We start from the raw sequence: 15,910 nt of genomic DNA, 5'->3' as shown, positions 1-15,910 counted from the left end.
ACTGCTGATAACTCATGGTGGTACTTCTTCTACTTTGGCGAGCTGAAGCGTATCACTGTCAGCAGTTGGCCACCTCCCGCCTTTCAACCATGAGTGTTGCACTTATTATCTGAATTCAGGGTTCACCCACACTAATCGACGGCAACGGAGTGGTCGGGCCAAATGCCGGTGGATCAGAATGAAATCCAATCCCCTCCTCACCGTTTGGATAATAAAGACACACACAGACACTGAATTCGACCCCGGTAAGCTGCTCGATTCTGTCCCTTATCACCTCTATCAGCGGCGGCCACTTCATTCTATTTCTTCCGTGTACTTCGGAAAAAATAGCATAATCTTCCAGCTCCTGATCGACGAACATTATCTTCCACGGACGCACCGGGTGATTTGTCCCGTCCGCCATCAGAATCTCTTCCAGCTTCTGGATGTCACAATTGGCGTAAAACCATTCAAATAATTCAGTGCTCTCTGCTTTGGAAACAAAGCTTTCTAAATATTCCACATCGCATGACATGGGCAGTTTCATTTTAAAATAACCTCCTTTGTTCGGGTTAGCCGGATCTGTCCTAATAGGAGAATGCCAGATCGGTACGGCGACGGATCTCCTCGCCAGCCGCCAGAGACATCAACCGTGCGGAAACCAGTGGGCATTCGAGACTGGCCAGGACCTCGGGAAGGTAATCGCATTCCTCAAGGTAGCGGGTGGCGCGATAACGGGTAGGGGCAGATTCCACCACTGCAATCCAATCCACCTTGCCATCCACCGAGCGTAGCGGCAGCGCCCGCCAACCGCCGTCGTGGGCGTGACGGTTGAGGTGCTCTATCCATGGGTGATGTCGTAACTTGGCCAGATCCTGCTGCAGTCGTTCTACATCGAACTGCAACGGTAAACGTAAATACCTATCGGTCATAGTGCATCCCTGCCCTTTTGCTGCCTTGGCGTCCGTTTAAGATAGTACGGTTATCGTACGGGTATAAAGCCTGTCAGCAAAAAATTCTTTAGGCCGATCAGGCGATTACATATAAAAGCAACTATCCTGAATGGCATTTATAACACCTCCCCAAGCAGCTTGGATGGAAGCCTTAACATTACATCACTGGAAGACTCAGAACTTTCGGCCAATTTCAGCCCCTTTGGGTATCGTATAGAGGAGCTATTCACTCATGGACGACACTATCTACACACCCAAACTCTGGGTCCCAAGCTTTGACGACGAAACTTTCGGTAACTGGCGCATCGAATCCCTGAACATGGTACCAATGCGCGGATACTGGGGCACACGCTATCTCGTTGACAGGATGCCTATCCTGTTCCAGGGGGGCGTGGGCTCCTGGATGTCAGTCTGTCCCAGCGAAATCGAAAGCCAGGAGATCGGTTGCCGGCTGGCCCATGGACACACACTGGTCATGGGCTTCGGCATGGGGATCGCCGCTGCCAATACCGCCCTGAACCCAGCGGTAACAGCAGTCACTGTTCTGGAGATAGATACGGATGTACTGAACCAGGCACACAAACTGCTGGCTCAACTCCCGACAACCACCCTCGACAAGATCCACCTGATCCAAGCTGACGCCAGTCTGTGGCAACCAGATCAACCGGTGGAAACCTTGCTGGCCGATATTTGGCGGCCGCTCTACGATGCTGGCCGAGAACATCAAGTACTTGAGTTCCAGCAGAGAATCAAGGCTGAGCAGGTATTCTTCTGGGGCCAGGAGTTAAATCTCGCCGAGTCGATCTGCCGGGAGTTTGATGGCCCCAGAATACTTGACGACGTAGAACTTGAAGCCTTTATCGATCGGCACTTTAAGCTTCCGCTGATATGGCCACGTAATGAAAACTACGGTGAGCTTATTTTTCGCGCTGCACAGACGGGGATGGAGATGGAGCAACAACAGAGGCTGGGAATTGCAAGCTATACATGGGAAGGTTCCACCTCTTCCCTTAGCTTCTAGCTAAAGCCATCGACGAGATATCACTGGACCGATGGTTATTACTAACTCTGATTAATCTCAAGGACGATATGATGAGCCACTATACGATCGACAAACAGCAGCAACAACAATTCCTGACGAACGGTTATATCCGGCTGGACAATGCCCTGCCAGCCAAACTACTGAACCGCTGGCAGCAGTTGGCCCAACAGTTGGAGAGCGAAGCGATGAACGCTCACCACCAGGGACAACCACTGCATGGCGCCTGCGTCGTGGAAGATCCGGTCGGCCCTCGGGTAATGCGGGTCGACGATATTTTCGCCATCGATCCTGATGCGGCGTTAGACCTGCTCGCCTGCCCGGCGATGATGGCTGTGGCCCGTGAACTCTGCGGTCGCGGGGCAGTACCACTGCAACTGGATATTTTGTACAAGCAGCAACATCCGCACCCAGTAATCAAATGGCACCAGGGTGCACCCCATTCGCGCAAGTACCCCTATCTAAATATCGGTATCTATCTCGATGATGCCCCCGAAGGCGATGGTTGCCTACGCTACGTACCGGGTACACAGCACGAGCTGCTGGATATCGAAGATATTTCACGGCAGCACGGCTGGGAGGTCCCGGGAGTAGTCGAACTGCCGGCCAAGGCTGGTGATATCCTGATTCAGGATATGATGATCCTGCATGGTTCCCAACCCAAGCGCTCGCCGGGCGTGCGACGCACCATCTACGTGGAGTACCGTCCTTTCGACGGAATAATCGAAAGCGGTATACAGAGTGAGGCCTGGGCAGAGCTACGTCGGCGCTGGATGGCGCAGGTATTACAGAGGGCGACCAGCGAAAACTGGCCGCAAGAATGGCACACCGACTATCCGGCCAAACCGGGCAGCCTCGAAGCATTGGCCGGCGAGATGATCGCCAACCGCGAACCGCCGATTCCAGCCGTCTGGGGAAACTTGCCAATAGAAACCCAGGATTATCCAGTGCCTGAAGATATGAAGAACTGGTAAGCCGCGCTTCGGTCGCCGGCGGTTGTTAACCCGCCGGCGACTACCATTGCCTTCCCGCCCGACTCCTGCTTGAATGCCCGACTGTTTCGTTTTTCGTTAACTGACCGCAGGAAGCCCTGTTCCATGTCCCTGACCCCCGCTGAACTGGCCGTCAAGATGGCCGACCGCGCCCGCGAAGTGATCGGGCCCTACTTTCGCGCCCATCTGAGCATCGACGATAAGTCCGACGCCAGCCCGGTGACCATCGCCGACAAGAACACCGAGGCGGAGCTGCGCGCGATGCTGGCCGAGCATTTCCCGGACCACAACATCATCGGCGAGGAGCATGGCCGCACCGAGCAGGACAGCGAATACACCTGGATCATCGACCCGATCGACGGTACCCGCGCCTTTATCACCGGTATGCCGACCTTCGGCACGCTGATCTGCCAGGCCCGTAATAACCGGCCGGAACTGGGCGTGATCGATATTCCGATGGTCGGCGACCGCTGGCTGGCGCAGGTCGGCCAGGGCGCGACCCTGAACGGCGAGCCCTGTAAGGTGTCGGCGACCCAGGAGATCAAGGATGCCCTGCTGTTCTGCACCGACCCGGACATGTTCGTCGGTGAGCAGATCGACCAGTTCAAGCGGGTGGAGCAAGCCTGCCGGATGCGCCGTTTCGGTGGCGACTGTTACAGCTACGGCCTGCTGGCCGCCGGCCATGTGGATCTGATCGTCGAGGCAGATCTGAAGATCTATGACGTGATGGCGCTGATCCCGGTGATCGAGGAAGCCGGTGGTATTATTACCGACTGGCAGGGCAAACCGCTGTACGAAGCCGATTGGGATGGTACCGCGGTGGCGGCGGCCACGCCGGAGTTGCACCGGCAGGCGTTGGCGTTGCTGAACGGCTGATTGCCGGTATTGGCAGCATGACAGGGTGCATTTACAGAGGCCCGGCCTTGTAGATACCTTCTCTCGTTTCCAGCCACAACGGCCTTTTCTTGTGGCTGGAGCTCCTGCTGGTTCTTCACCACGCCAATGTAGGGCCGGACCCGGCCGGGTAGGCCTGGCCGGCCAAACGCCAACGGGCGTTTTCAACCGCCTGCGGCGCTGGCGCCCGGGTGACGCCCTACAGGGCCTGCCGTAGCAGCCCGCTCCGAGGGCGGACCGGTCATGGCGATACCGACCTTGTCGCGGTCGGAGCCCGCTGCTACGGATTCCGGGCTTTGTAGCAGCCCGCTCCGAGGGCGACAGGCCGTGGACGATACCAACCTTGTCGCGGTCAGTACCCAAGGGGCATGCCAAGCCCGCTGCTACGGGTAGCGAGGGCGACCAGTCATGGCACCGATAGAACCGCCGTTGGTCGCGGATAAATCCCCTCCTACAGGGGCCGGGCTTTGTAGCTCCCCGCTCCGAGGACGACAGGCCGTGGACGATACCAACCATGTCGCGGTCGGAGCCCGCTGCTACGGGTAGCTAGGGCGACCGGTCATGGCACCGCTAGAACCGCCGTTGGTCGCGGATAAATCCCCCTCCTACAGAGGCCTGGCTTTGTAGCAGCCCACGGCGTTATCAACGGCCTCCTTCGCAATGCCTCACTCCGCCACAGCAAATTCCGGGCTCAATTTGCTGTAGCCCAGGCCGGCATTCTTCTGCACGTTGATCTGGTTGGGGATCCGCTCCTTCAGCGCCTCGACGTGGGAGATCACCCCGATCATCTTGCCGCTGGCGTTGAGCTGGTCGAGCGCATCCAGTGCCAGTTCCAGCGTCTCGGCATCCAGGGTGCCGAAGCCCTCATCGAGGAACAGCGAATCGATGCTGGTCTTGTGGCTGACCAGGTCGGACAGTGCTAGTGCCAGTGCCAGCGACACCAGAAAGCTTTCGCCGCCGGACAGGGTTTTGGTGTCGCGCACCGTATCCGCCTGCCAGCTGTCGACCACCTCCAGACTCAGTTCCGCCTCGGCCTTGCGTTGCAGACGGTAGCGGCCGTGCAGCCGGTTGAGCTGGCGGTTGGCCAGCTCGACCAGATGATCCAGCGTCAGCCCCTGGGCGTAACGGCGGAAACGGGCGCCGTCGGCCGAGCCGATCAGGCTGCTGAGCTGCTGCCAGAGGTCGTACTGCTGGCGCTGCGCTTCAAGTTCAGCCAGCAATGTCTGCTGGGCGTCACGCTTGCGCTTATCCTCCTGCAGCGCGTGCTCGATCTGCCCCTGCCGGGCGATCAGCTGCTGCACGGCCTGCTCGCACGCCGCCAACTGCTCGGCCAGTTGCGCCAGGGTCTGCTGGCTGAGCGGCTGTTCCCGAAGCGCGGCCAGTTGCTGCTGCGCCTGCTCCTGCAAAGCACGGCTGCGTTGCAGCTGCTCCTGTAGTTGCTGGCGCAGCGCTGTCAGGCGGTTGCGTTCATCGGTCGGCAACAGCGACTGTTCGAACTGCTCGGTGCTGTCGAACGGGCTTTGTGCCAATGCCTGCTGCCACTGCTGCTGCGCCTGTGCCGTTTGTTCGTTGATCTGTACCAGTTGCTGTTGCTGACTGGTCAGCGAGCCGGTCAGCTGGCTGAGCTGCTGGCGGCACTGTTCCAGCGCCTGCTGGCTGGTATCGCGCAGCTGTTCGGCTTGTTGCAACATCTCGGCCGCCTCTCGGCGGGCCTCGGATACCTGCCGATCACCGAACAGCGCCTGGCGCTGCCGCTTGAGATCATCCGCCAACTGCTGCTGTTGCTCGCGCTGGGCAAGCCGCTGCTGCACCTGATTGGCCGCCTCGGTTTGCTGCTCCGCCAGCGCCTTCGTCTCTGTCTGCAACTGCAGTAACTGACTGTTACGCTCCTGCTGCGCCTGCTCGGTCTGCTGGTAGCGTTGCCAGCGTTGCTGTTGAGCCTCGAGCCACTGGGCCTGCTGCTGCGCCGCAGGCAGTTGGCCGCCAATCTCCTCGACCAGACGCTGTTCCAGCTTGTCCAGTTGCTGCTGAATGCCCTGCTGCTGCTCGCCCGATGCCGCCAACTGGTCGCCCAGCTGTTCGAGCTGCTGGCTCAGCATCTGCTGCTGGTGTTGCTCATTGGCCAACGCCTGCTGGGCGCTGTTCAGCTGCTGCTGATGGGCCTGCAACTGCTGATTCAACTCATCGAGTTGCTGCAGACGGTTGTTAAGCGATTGCTGCGCATCCTGCTGCTGTTGCAGATAGCCTTTGATCTGTTCGCCATCATCCAGCGGCAGCTCGATTGCCATCGCCTGACAGAGCTGTGCCCACTGAGCTTGCAGTTCGACCAACTGATTCTCGCTCTGCGCCAGCTGTCGCTGCAGTTCGGACTGGCGGGTTTCCAGCCGGGCGATCTCAGTAGACAACCGCTCGCCCTGCTGGCGGATCTGCTCCAGCTGGGCTTGCGCCTGGTCGCGCCGCTGCCGGGTATCGTCCGGTAGCTGCACACCCTCGGCCGCCGGGTGCTCAAGCGCGCCACAGAGCGGACAGGGCTCGCCATCGACCAGATGGGCCCGGTCCTGCTCATACTTGGCGATCAACCGCTCCTGTTCCAACAGCCGCTCCAGGTCTTTCAGCTGCTGCTGCACCTGCTTGAACTGCTCGCGGGCTTTATCCCGTTCGGCCAGTTTTTCTACCAACTGTTCCGCCAAACCAGTTTGCTGGTTAGCCAAATCACCCTGTTGTCCGAGCTGCGTCCGGACCTGTTCAAAAATACTGCTCAGCTGTTGCTGCAGCCGTGCCTGTTGCTGCTGTTGCTGCAATTGGCTGCGCAAATCCGCTTCGCTTTGGCCGGCCAATAGCATCTGCCGAGCTTCGTTGAGCTGCACCGTCTGTTGGCTGGCACTGTCGAACTGCTGCCGGGCCTGCTGTAAACGGGTCTGAGCTTCGGACTGCTGCTGCACCAGCGCGGTCTGCTTTTGTTGCAGGTCCCGCTGATGGCCCTGCATTTGCGCCAGGTCGGCTGAAAGCTCGGCGCGCCGCTCGAACTGCTGCTGCCAGCTGGCCAGCCGGTTGCCCAATTGAGCGTCGGCAGCATACTGCTGCAGATAGGCAGCCCCCTCATCATGGGCCTTCTGGAGTTCGCTGATCTGCTGCTGCAGCCCGCTCTGTCGCTGTTCGACGGACTGCTGACGCTGCCGATCCGCCATCAGCTGCTCGTCCAGCTGTTTCAGCTGGCTCTGCTGAGTCGCCACTTGATGGTCGAGCGGGATCACCTGCTGATCGAGCAGGGTTTCCAGGTGCTGGCGGGCCTGCTGTTGCTCAGCCAGCTGCTGCCGCTGCTGTTCCAACTGCTGTGCCGTCTGCCGTTCCGCTTCGGCCGCCTCGGCCTGCTGCTGTTGCAGCTGTTCAAGCGTTTTACGCTGCTCGGCACCCTGCTGCTGTAGCCCCTGCCAGCGGTCGTAATGCGGCTTGATCTCCAGCGCCGGCAGCGCAGCATCCAGCCCGGCCAGTTCGGTCTGCCGGTCGTCCAGTGCCTGCTGCGCCTGTTGGTGTTCGGTACCGGCCTGCTGCAGTTGTTGTTCAGCCGTGGCGACCTTCTCCAGCCATTGCTGCTCGCGCTGCAACTGCTGTTGCTGCTGCTTGCGCTGCTGCAGTTGCGCCGTCAGCATCTGCTGCTCCGCCACCAGCGCCGCCTGCGCGTCTTCATCCAGCAGTTCGGTACTCTCCACCTTGGCGCCAAGCAATTTGAGCTGCTGCTCTTCGTCGCGCATCCGCTCGAACACCCGCTTGGAGATGGCACCATAGATCTCGGTGCCAGTCAGCTCCTCCAGCAGTTCGGCGCGTTCATTGGGGTTTGCGTTCAGGAAGGCGGCGAATCCACCCTGGGCCAACAACATCGACTTGGTGAATCGACCGAAATCCAATCCGGTCAATTCGCTCACCAGCTGAACCTTCTCGTTCAGCTTGTCAGTCAAAATCTTGCCGTCGGAGATCTGCGCCAGTTCGCCCCGTGGCGGCTGCAATTTGCCGTCACCGGCGCCGCGGGCCCGCCGTTGCGCCCAGAACGCCCGGTAGCCGACGCCCTTGACCTCGAACTCCACCTCGGCCAACGACTCACCGGTGTGGCGGGTCATCAGCTCGTTGCTCTGCTGGGAGACGCTCCGGAAGCGCGGCGTGGCGTGGTAGAGCGCCAGACAGATCGCATCCAGCAATGTGGTCTTGCCGGCACCGGTCGGCCCGGTGATGGCAAACAGGCCGTTCTCGGCAAAGCGCGGCGCGGTAAAATCGATCTTCCACTCGCCCTTCAGCGAGTTGATGTTTTTCAGGCGCAGGCTGAGGATCTTCATGCGTTCGTCTCCTCGGCCACGGCTTCCGGTTGCTCCAGCTCCGTCACCACCTGGGCAAAGGCGGTATGCAGTAGCGGCAACTGTTCCTCAGACAGCGCCTCCTCCGCCAGCCGACGGCTGAACACCTCCTCGACGCTCAGCTCCGCCAGGGTTTCCTGCTGTTCGGCCTGGATGGACGACACCCGCGCCTTGCGCTGGCGGCGTACCCGCAGCAGCTCGACCGGCTTATCGGCGACGATCGCTTCAACCCGGTTCTGCAGGTCGGACAGGTAATCATCCTCGGCCACCTCCACCTCCAGCCAGATCGGTTTTTTCAATTCTTGCGTGGCTGTTTCCGGCTCGTTTTCTTGAACGGAGGTTGGCGGCTCAGGCTCCAGAAAATCGAAGCCCAATTGCTCCTCGGCCTTAACGGCCTGCGCTGCTTCTACCGGTTCCTCGCCAGTTACCAGAACAACCGCCAGCTGCTGTTCGATCTGCGCCAGCGAGCCCTTCAGCCGGGCCATCGGCTGGAAGCGCGGCACCGCCAGCGGGGTGATCTCTTTCAGCTCCGCGCCCTCGAAATCGACTTGCAACACCTGCTTGTCATTGCTCAGTTCGTCGAAGCTGAGCGGAATCGGCGAGCCGCTATAGCGGATATGGCGCTGGCCGCCGACCTGCTGGGCGCGGTGCAGATGGCCCAGGGCGATATAGTCGGCCGGCGGGAAGGCATTGACCGGCAAGGCGTCCAGGCTGCCGATGTAGATATCGCGCACCGACTCCGAGCTCTGCCCGCCGACGGTGGTCAGGTGCCCGGTGGCGATAATCGGTAACTTTGCGCCTTCGACCTCCAGGGCGTCGCGCAGATGTTCAGCCTGCTGGAAGATCTGCTGGTAAAACTGGCTGACCGCCGTCAGCAGTGCCTGCTGCTTCTGTTCGCCGCTCTGGCCGGCCCGGCTCTCCAGCAGATCGCGCGGGCGCAGGAACGGCACCGCGCAGAGTAGCGCGCCGGGGCTGCCGTCGCGCTTGTTCAGCTGCAATACCTGCTCGGCCGGATCGGCCAGCAGACCGCCGATCACCTGGGTACCGAGACAGGCCAGCAGATCACGGGATTCATGCAGGGTCGCCACCGAATCATGGTTGCCACCCAGGATCACCAGCTGGCAGCCACTGTCGCGCATCTCCACCACGAACTGGTTATAGAGCGCCCGGGCGTAGCTCGGCGGGGTGCCGGTATCGAAGATGTCGCCGGCGACGATCAACGCATCAACATCCTGCCGCTCAATCTGCTCCAGCAGCCAGTCGAGAAACGCGCGGTGCTCCGCTTCCCGGCTTTTACCCATGAAATGCTGGCCCAGATGCCAGTCGGAGGTGTGCAGAATGCGCATGTATTGATAGTCCCTTCGGTGTTCCTGATGAGAACAACCGCCAACAGCAAAAGGCACAGCCGAGCGAAGCAAAAGGCTTCCGCCCGCTTCAACGGGTTTGTGCCCCGGAAAGAATAAAGCCGCGCAGTATAACACGCCCCCTGACAGCGCTGCGCCCCGGCGTTACAATCCCCGCCCTGTTCACGCCTGCTATTAACCTGCCGAAAACCGCTGGAAATCTGGTAAAAATGTCGATCGAAACCGTACTGATAGTCGGCTATGTCTGGCCCGAATCCCGTTCCTCCGCCGCCGGCGGCCGGATGATGGAGCTGATCAGGTTGTTTCGTCAGCAGGACTGGCGGGTGATCTTCGCCAGCCCGGCACAACTGAGTGATCATATGGACGACCTGGCGGCACTGGATGTCGCCACCGTCTCGATCGAATTGAACAGCAGCAGCTTCGACCACTATGTCGCGGAACTGCAGCCCGACCTGGTGCTGTTCGACCGTTTCATGATGGAGGAGCAGTTCGGCTGGCGGGTAGAGCAAGCCTGCCCGCAGGCGCTGCGGGTGTTGGAGACCTCCGACCTGCACTTCCTGCGTAACGCCCGCCAGCAGGCGGTTAAGCAGGGCCGCGACGTCGACTGGCCCGACCTCTGCTCCGATATGGCCAAGCGCGAGGTGGCGGCGATCTACCGCAGCGACCTGACGCTGATGATCTCCGAGGTGGAAACCCAACTGCTGCAGGATAAGTTCGGCGTTAGTCCCGCCCTGCTGCATACCCTGCCCTTTATGCTGGAGCCGGCGCTGACCGAGCAGCCCGTGCCCACGTTCGAGCAGCGTGATCATTTCGTCTCGATCGGCAACTTTCGCCACCCGCCCAACTGGGACGCGGTGCTCTGGCTCAAGCAGCAGATCTGGCCTCTGATCCGTAAACGGCTACCGCAGGCGGAACTGCATATCTACGGCGCCTACCCACCGCCCAAGGCGACTGCGCTGCACAATCCGAAACAGGGTTTTCTGGTCAAGGGCTGGGCGGCCGACGCCGGAGAGGTGATGCGCAACGCCCGGCTCTGCCTGGCGCCGCTGCGCTTCGGCGCCGGCATCAAGGGCAAGCTGGCCGATGCGATGATCTTTGGCACCCCGAACGTCACCACCGAAGTCGGCGCCGAAGCGATGAGCGACGGCCTGCCCTGGGGCGGCGTAATTGTTGAATCCACAGGAAGTGCTGAAAGTCCCGAACAGATCGCCGATGCCGCCGTGGCCCTCTACCAGGATCAGAAGCGCTGGCAACAGGCCCAGCAACAGGGCTTCGACATCATCCGCCACTACTATGACCGCGACCGACTTGGTCCGGCGCTGATCGAGCGTCTGCTCGACGCACACCAGCAGTTGGAATCCCGCCGGCTGGCCAATTTCACCGGCCAGATGCTGCGCCACCACCACCATAAAAGCACCCAATATATGTCGCAGTGGATCGAGGCCAAGAACCGGCTGGCGGAGCAGCCATCCGGATCGGATAATGAGGGAAATACTGTAGCAGCCCGCTTGGTATGCCCATTGGGTGCTGAGGGCGACCAACCAAAGACTTGAACGGCCGGGTCGCGCTCGGAGCGCGCTGCTACGACATTTTCGACCAAGCCGGCCATTTACCACAGCTCGCTTCCGGCTACTATTTTTGGCCGGCTAGGTGCGGCCGGCTAGGTGCGGCCGGCGAGGTCCGGCCCTACAGATGTAGGCAGTTCGCTTGTAGGGCGTCACCCGGGGCGCCACCGCCGCAGGCGGTTTTTTGGCCAATCACCAGATTGCAGGGCCTCGCGACGCACGCCGCCCTCCCGGCTCCATGCAATAGTCCAATCAAAGATGACCGTCAAACCTATTTGATTTGGCAAAACAATTATTCAATATCCCAAAACTTTTCCCGCAGAAGCTAGCTATATTGATAACCGATGCTCATGGTTTCGAGTTCGAAGGGGATAGTTATGGAATTGTTCATTGGCAACGGCACAGGTCCGGCGCATGCAGTAACACCGGAGTTTTCAATTGAGGGTGTAGCGGCGGGCCAGAATCTCGATAAAGCTTCAAACCGCACGGCTGCGGACGGTTCCGCAAACCGGCTGGTTGTGATCGGGCCTGAAGACAACAGCTCCACGAAAGCCGCGCCGCAACTTGACGAGCAGGTCGACCGGCTAAGCGAGCTGGCGAGCGCACGGCAACGCGACCTTGAATTCAATATCGATGAACAGAGCGGCAAGCCGGTGATCAAGGTGGTCGAACGTTCCACCGATGAACTGGTGCGTCAGATCCCCACCGAAGAAGCGCTGGCGATCGCGAACAAGCTGGAAGAACTGCGGGGCTTGTTGATCGATACACGAGCATAGCGACGCGATAATCCTCAAAATGAAAACCCGCTAGTCAAATTGGGCGAATGCTTTCTAGCATCGTAAAAAACACATTTTCGAACAAAGGCTTATCACGGTAAACTGTGCCAATACGTCCAGTGTTTTCCGATCTTCACGTGATCAGCTACGGATTTCTCGAAAATGTTGTTGAATAGGGATGTTCTTGTCGTCGAAGACGATGATGCAAATCGGTACCTATGTGAAACCCTGCTTCTCAAGGAGGGTTATCAGGTACAGGCTGTCACGAATATCGCCGATGCATGCACATCACTTAAAGCCCGTACTTACGACCTGGTTATCCTGGACCTGAACCTGCCCGACGGCGACGGTCTGACGCTTGCCCGGCAATACTGTCATCCCGACTCGTTACCCTTCCTGATCATGACCACCCGCGGGGCCGCTCAGGAGCGTTACCTCGGCTTTGAAGCCGGCGCCACCGATTACCTGATCAAGCCCTTTCACCCGGGCGAACTGATCTACCGGGTCCAGCACTTGATGCGTAAGTCCGGTAAACAAGAGGTACAAGATCGCCTTCAGTTTGGCGATTGGACATTGGACATTGTCGAGCGCACCCTGGCCGACCAGGCCGGCAACCCGGTCAACCTGACCCGAGGAGAATTCGACCTGCTGGCCGCCCTGGCCTCTTCCCGGGGGCGGGTGCTCGGCCGCGATAGTCTGCTCGAAGCCATTACCGGAGATACCAGCAATGGACACCCAAGAACCGTCGATGTTTTGATCTCCCGGTTGCGCAAGAAGATCGAATCCGACCCCGGCCAGCCCCGCCATATTCTCACCGTACCCGGTCTCGGCTATCGTCTGGAGAATCTGTCGTGAACGATTATCGCTTCATTGGACGCGATAGGCTGACCACCCTGCTAACCTTGTGCACCCTGTTGCTGCTGTCCATCAGCCTGCAGGTTAACGGGGCCCCCCTTGTCATCGACCAACAACAGACACGCTATTCGCTCGGTCACACGATGGAATTTCTGCAAGTTCCGCCAGGGGCATTGGATATCGTGCAGATCAGCGCGGCCGATGCATCGCTGAACTTCACACCCAGCCAAAGCGATACACCTAATTTCGGCTATACCAATGCGACCATCTGGGTTCGTTTCAGCATCCTCAATAAAGGCCCGAACACCGAGTGGTGGCTGGAAGCCGGTCCGCCACGCCTGCAACAGATTACCCTCTATCAATCCAAGGCACAGGGCGGCTGGCAGCAACAGAGACTGGGCTTGGCGCAGCCGTTCGACTTACGCGCCATCAATCACCGCGCCAATCTGTTCCCGATCAGCATACCTGCAGGCGAGACCCGCACGTTCTATCTGCAGGTGCGATCCAAGACCGCCATCGCACTACCGGTGACGCTCTGGCAGCCAACGGCATTCACCGAAAAGACCGATCACGAGACGCTTTTGATCGCTGCCCTCTATGGCGCCTTTTTAAGTATCGGCATCTACTACCTGCTAGTAACCCTGATACTGCGTAAATTAATCTACCTCCAGTTCAGCCTGTTTACCTTCTCTTACCTACTCTATTCCAGCGCCTACAACGGCTTTCTGCATCAGTATATCGACTGGCTTACCGGTGACTGGCAGGTCCGCGCCATTGCGCTCGGTATCGGTCTCATCAATTTCTTCTACCTGGCGTATTCACGAAGCTTTCTGCAGACCCGTCGCTATAGCCGTGGCTGGCACCGGCTGCTCAGCCTGCTGATGGCCTACACACTGCTGTCAACAGCGGCAGCCCTCTGGATCGATTACAGCACGGCCAGCAAACTGGTCACCCTGATCAGCCCGGTTAACGGTTTAGCTACTCTGGGTGCCGCCATCACCTCCCTGTGGCGGGGTTATCGCCCCGCACGCTTGCTGGTGTTAGCCCTGAGCGTTTTCTGGCTGGCGGTGATTGTGCACGTCCTCGGCGTGTTCGGCGTCACGCCTGTGCTGCTCGACGAAACGGCGATGGCCATTGCGCTGATGGGTATCATCCCGATGTTCGCCGTATCCTTTGCCGACCGCTACAACCTGCTGCTGAAGGAAAAAGCGGCCGCCCAGGCTCGTGCCCTGGAGGCGGAGCGGGTACTGGTGCAAGAGCTTGAAAGCAAGATCTCCGAGCGCACCGTCGAGTTGGAACGCGCCCGGCAGCAGGCCGAAGCTGCCAGCCAGGCAAAGAGCGAATTCCTGGCGGTGATGAGTCATGAACTGCGCACCCCGATGACTGCGGTACTCGGCGCCGCCCAATTGCTTGATCAAACCGGCCAGGGCCAGTCCAATCGCCAGCTGTTGCAGACCCTCAACACCGCCGGCCAGCACTTGCTGACCCTGATCGACAACGTGCTGGACCTGTCCAAGTCCGAACAGGGACAGTTGACGCTCAATCAGCAAATCTTCTCACCACGGCAGTTGCTACAAGACACCGTCGACCTGCTGCAATCGACCGCCGGCGAACGAGGTATCCAATTGGGCCTGACGCTCGGCCCGTTACCGGCACGCGCCAAGGGCGACCCGGCGCGGCTGCGCCAAATACTCAACAACCTGATCGGCAACGCCATCAAATACACCGACCAGGGCCAGGTTAACGTGCAGGCGGAACAGCTGGACCCGGACAACGGACACCTGCCGCTCTATATTTCGGTGCAGGACAGCGGCCAAGGCATTCCGCCGGAATGGCAGCAACAGATTTTCCAACCCTTCGAACAGATGGATGGCAGCAACAGCCGCCAGCAGGGCGGCGCCGGCCTCGGCCTGGCGATCAGCAAGCGGCTGGTCGATGCAATGAACGGCACCCTCGAAGTGGAGAGCGAAGTTGGCAAGGGCAGCCTGTTCTGGTTCACCGTGGACCTGCTGCCGGCCGATGCCGACGAGCAGCAACCGGCACCGATCGACGCCCGTCCGGCCCCACTGCGTATATTGCTGGTCGATGACGTCGAGATGAACCGCAGTATCATCGCCCACATGTTGCAACGTGACGGCCATCAGTTAACCCAGGCAGATAGCGGCCAGGCTGCCGTTGACGCCTGCGCTAGCGCGTCGTTCGATCTAGTCCTGATGGATATTCAGATGCCGGGCATGGATGGCCTGGAAGCAACCCGACTGGTCCGCCGACAAACGCCGCAACACCAGCCCAAGGTACCGATATTCGCACTGACCGCCAGCACCACTCAGGCGATGAAAGAACGTTGCCGGGCAGCGGGCATGGACGGTCTGGTCAGCAAACCGCTCCGTCTTGATGAGCTGTACGACGCCCTGAGCGCGCATCGCGGCGACCCGTCCCCCGATGAGGATCCTCGGCCAGCACTCGAGCCGGACCTGCTCACCGATTACCGCCATCACCTTACCGACGACCAGCTGGACACGCTGCTGCAACTGCAGCAGCAAACCCTGGCACAACAGCACCGCCTGCTTTTGGCCGCCTGGCAGCAGGACGATCTGACCAAGCTTGCCCAAGTTGCACACCAGCTTGCCGGTACCAGCGCCATTGCCGGCCTGGCCGATACCTCAACGCTCGCCCACCAACTGGAGCACGCCGCCCGTGCCGCTGACCGGCAACGGCTGGCGAGCCTGATGGAGCAATTCCAGGCCCGCCGTATTTCTGTCGATACGTAAATCGAATAAACCCTATAGAAATCCCCGGCCTCAAAGCCCGCATAGCAGACCTCGAGGCCAGCATATTACTGACTATGCCAACGCCAAGATCGGCATGGCGACCAACCTGATCGACAGCCGCCCCCTGTTGCCGGGAACCCCGGAGACACCCCGAAGCCGCCATCCGCACCTGACGGCCAAACATTGTCATTTCACTGAGAAAAACAGCTGGATCGAAACCGCCTCATCACCGGTCACGCAGCTCCGCACGGCCGCAGACAACATTTTTTGACGAATTCCCAATTTATTTCGCGCCGTTAACATCTCGTTAACAGCTCGTTTAAAGCGGGTTTACCTCCCTATGTTAAAAAGCTCTGCATCACCTTAGCTAAGACGG

The 15,910-nt window shown here is 59.7% G+C and carries 12 protein-coding genes; 8 read left to right on the top strand and 4 right to left on the bottom strand.

Going from position 1 to position 15,910, the window contains the following annotated elements; translation table 11 throughout:
- Nucleotides 1–115: 115 nt before the first annotated feature.
- On the bottom strand, nucleotides 116–526 hold the full coding sequence (locus K6T12_RS13785) for an alpha-ketoglutarate-dependent dioxygenase AlkB (protein WP_222223453.1): 411 nt from the start codon (nucleotides 524–526) through the stop codon (nucleotides 116–118).
- Nucleotides 527–566: 40 nt separating this feature from the next.
- On the bottom strand, nucleotides 567–911 hold the full coding sequence (locus tag K6T12_RS13780; RefSeq protein ID WP_222223452.1) for a hypothetical protein: 345 nt from the start codon (nucleotides 909–911) through the stop codon (nucleotides 567–569).
- A 253-nt stretch (nucleotides 912–1,164) separates the two neighbouring features.
- Between K6T12_RS13780 and K6T12_RS13775 the strand changes: the two genes are divergently transcribed.
- From K6T12_RS13775 to hisN, 3 genes are all read left to right on the top strand, one after another.
- Nucleotides 1,165–1,953: a hypothetical protein gene (locus K6T12_RS13775; protein ID WP_222223451.1), complete on the top strand. Its 789-nt coding sequence runs from the start codon at nucleotides 1,165–1,167 to the stop codon at nucleotides 1,951–1,953.
- A gap of 71 nt (nucleotides 1,954–2,024) precedes the next feature.
- Nucleotides 2,025–2,945 (top strand): phytanoyl-CoA dioxygenase family protein, encoded by a 921-nt coding sequence (locus K6T12_RS13770; protein WP_222223450.1) that lies wholly within the window; start codon nucleotides 2,025–2,027, stop codon nucleotides 2,943–2,945.
- 123 nt (nucleotides 2,946–3,068) lie between these two features.
- Nucleotides 3,069–3,839: a histidinol-phosphatase gene (gene hisN / locus K6T12_RS13765; protein ID WP_222223449.1), complete on the top strand. Its 771-nt coding sequence runs from the start codon at nucleotides 3,069–3,071 to the stop codon at nucleotides 3,837–3,839.
- Between the two features lie 683 nt (nucleotides 3,840–4,522).
- Here hisN and K6T12_RS13760 read toward each other — a convergent pair.
- Nucleotides 4,523–8,185 (bottom strand): AAA family ATPase, encoded by a 3,663-nt coding sequence (locus tag K6T12_RS13760; RefSeq protein ID WP_222223448.1) that lies wholly within the window; start codon nucleotides 8,183–8,185, stop codon nucleotides 4,523–4,525.
- Nucleotides 8,182–9,549, bottom strand: a complete 1,368-nt coding sequence (sbcD, locus tag K6T12_RS13755) for an exonuclease subunit SbcD (protein WP_222223447.1) — start codon at nucleotides 9,547–9,549, stop codon at nucleotides 8,182–8,184. The genes K6T12_RS13760 and sbcD overlap by 4 nt, the downstream gene beginning before the upstream one ends.
- A 227-nt stretch (nucleotides 9,550–9,776) precedes the next feature.
- On the opposite strand from sbcD, the gene K6T12_RS13750 reads away from it, so the two are divergent.
- The 5 genes from K6T12_RS13750 (at nucleotide 9,777) to K6T12_RS13730 (ending at nucleotide 15,805) form a co-directional block, all read left to right on the top strand.
- A complete protein-coding gene (locus K6T12_RS13750; RefSeq protein ID WP_222223446.1) occupies nucleotides 9,777–11,120 on the top strand; it encodes a glycosyltransferase in 1,344 nt (447 codons plus the stop codon).
- 389 nt (nucleotides 11,121–11,509) lie between these two features.
- Nucleotides 11,510–11,908 carry a flagellar protein FlaG gene (locus K6T12_RS13745; RefSeq protein ID WP_222223445.1) on the top strand — a complete coding sequence of 133 codons (399 nt, stop codon included), beginning with the start codon at nucleotides 11,510–11,512 and terminating at the stop codon, nucleotides 11,906–11,908.
- 162 nt (nucleotides 11,909–12,070) lie between these two features.
- Complete coding sequence (locus tag K6T12_RS13740) at nucleotides 12,071–12,763, top strand: response regulator transcription factor (RefSeq protein ID WP_222223444.1); 693 nt, start codon at nucleotides 12,071–12,073, stop codon at nucleotides 12,761–12,763.
- Entirely contained in the window at nucleotides 12,760–15,534 is a 2,775-nt protein-coding gene (locus tag K6T12_RS13735; RefSeq protein ID WP_222223443.1) for a hybrid sensor histidine kinase/response regulator, read from the top strand. The genes K6T12_RS13740 and K6T12_RS13735 overlap by 4 nt, the downstream gene beginning before the upstream one ends.
- Before the next feature lie 94 nt (nucleotides 15,535–15,628).
- Nucleotides 15,629–15,805 carry a hypothetical protein gene (locus K6T12_RS13730; RefSeq protein ID WP_222223442.1) on the top strand — a complete coding sequence of 59 codons (177 nt, stop codon included), beginning with the start codon at nucleotides 15,629–15,631 and terminating at the stop codon, nucleotides 15,803–15,805.
- Nucleotides 15,806–15,910 lie beyond the last annotated feature (105 nt).

Origin of the sequence: Marinobacterium arenosum (assembly GCF_019795155.1) — a bacterium.
In the GTDB taxonomy this organism is placed as follows: Bacteria; Pseudomonadota; Gammaproteobacteria; order Pseudomonadales; family Balneatricaceae; genus Marinobacterium_C; species Marinobacterium_C arenosum.
This window is presented reverse-complemented; position numbering and strand designations above follow the sequence as displayed.

Excerpts from the sequence above, each read along its gene's own strand:
- K6T12_RS13785 (WP_222223453.1), bottom strand. The coding sequence starts at position 526 with ATGAAACTGCCCATGTCATGCGATGTGGAATATTTAGAAAGCTTTGTT.
- K6T12_RS13780 (WP_222223452.1), bottom strand. The coding sequence starts at position 911 with ATGACCGATAGGTATTTACGTTTACCGTTGCAGTTCGATGTAGAACGA.
- K6T12_RS13775 (WP_222223451.1), top strand. The coding sequence starts at position 1,165 with ATGGACGACACTATCTACACACCCAAACTCTGGGTCCCAAGCTTTGAC.
- K6T12_RS13770 (WP_222223450.1), top strand. The coding sequence starts at position 2,025 with ATGAGCCACTATACGATCGACAAACAGCAGCAACAACAATTCCTGACG.
- hisN (WP_222223449.1), top strand. The coding sequence starts at position 3,069 with ATGTCCCTGACCCCCGCTGAACTGGCCGTCAAGATGGCCGACCGCGCC.
- K6T12_RS13760 (WP_222223448.1), bottom strand. The coding sequence starts at position 8,185 with ATGAAGATCCTCAGCCTGCGCCTGAAAAACATCAACTCGCTGAAGGGC.
- sbcD (WP_222223447.1), bottom strand. The coding sequence starts at position 9,549 with ATGCGCATTCTGCACACCTCCGACTGGCATCTGGGCCAGCATTTCATG.
- K6T12_RS13750 (WP_222223446.1), top strand. The coding sequence starts at position 9,777 with ATGTCGATCGAAACCGTACTGATAGTCGGCTATGTCTGGCCCGAATCC.
- K6T12_RS13745 (WP_222223445.1), top strand. The coding sequence starts at position 11,510 with ATGGAATTGTTCATTGGCAACGGCACAGGTCCGGCGCATGCAGTAACA.
- K6T12_RS13740 (WP_222223444.1), top strand. The coding sequence starts at position 12,071 with ATGTTGTTGAATAGGGATGTTCTTGTCGTCGAAGACGATGATGCAAAT.
- K6T12_RS13730 (WP_222223442.1), top strand. The coding sequence starts at position 15,629 with ATGGCGACCAACCTGATCGACAGCCGCCCCCTGTTGCCGGGAACCCCG.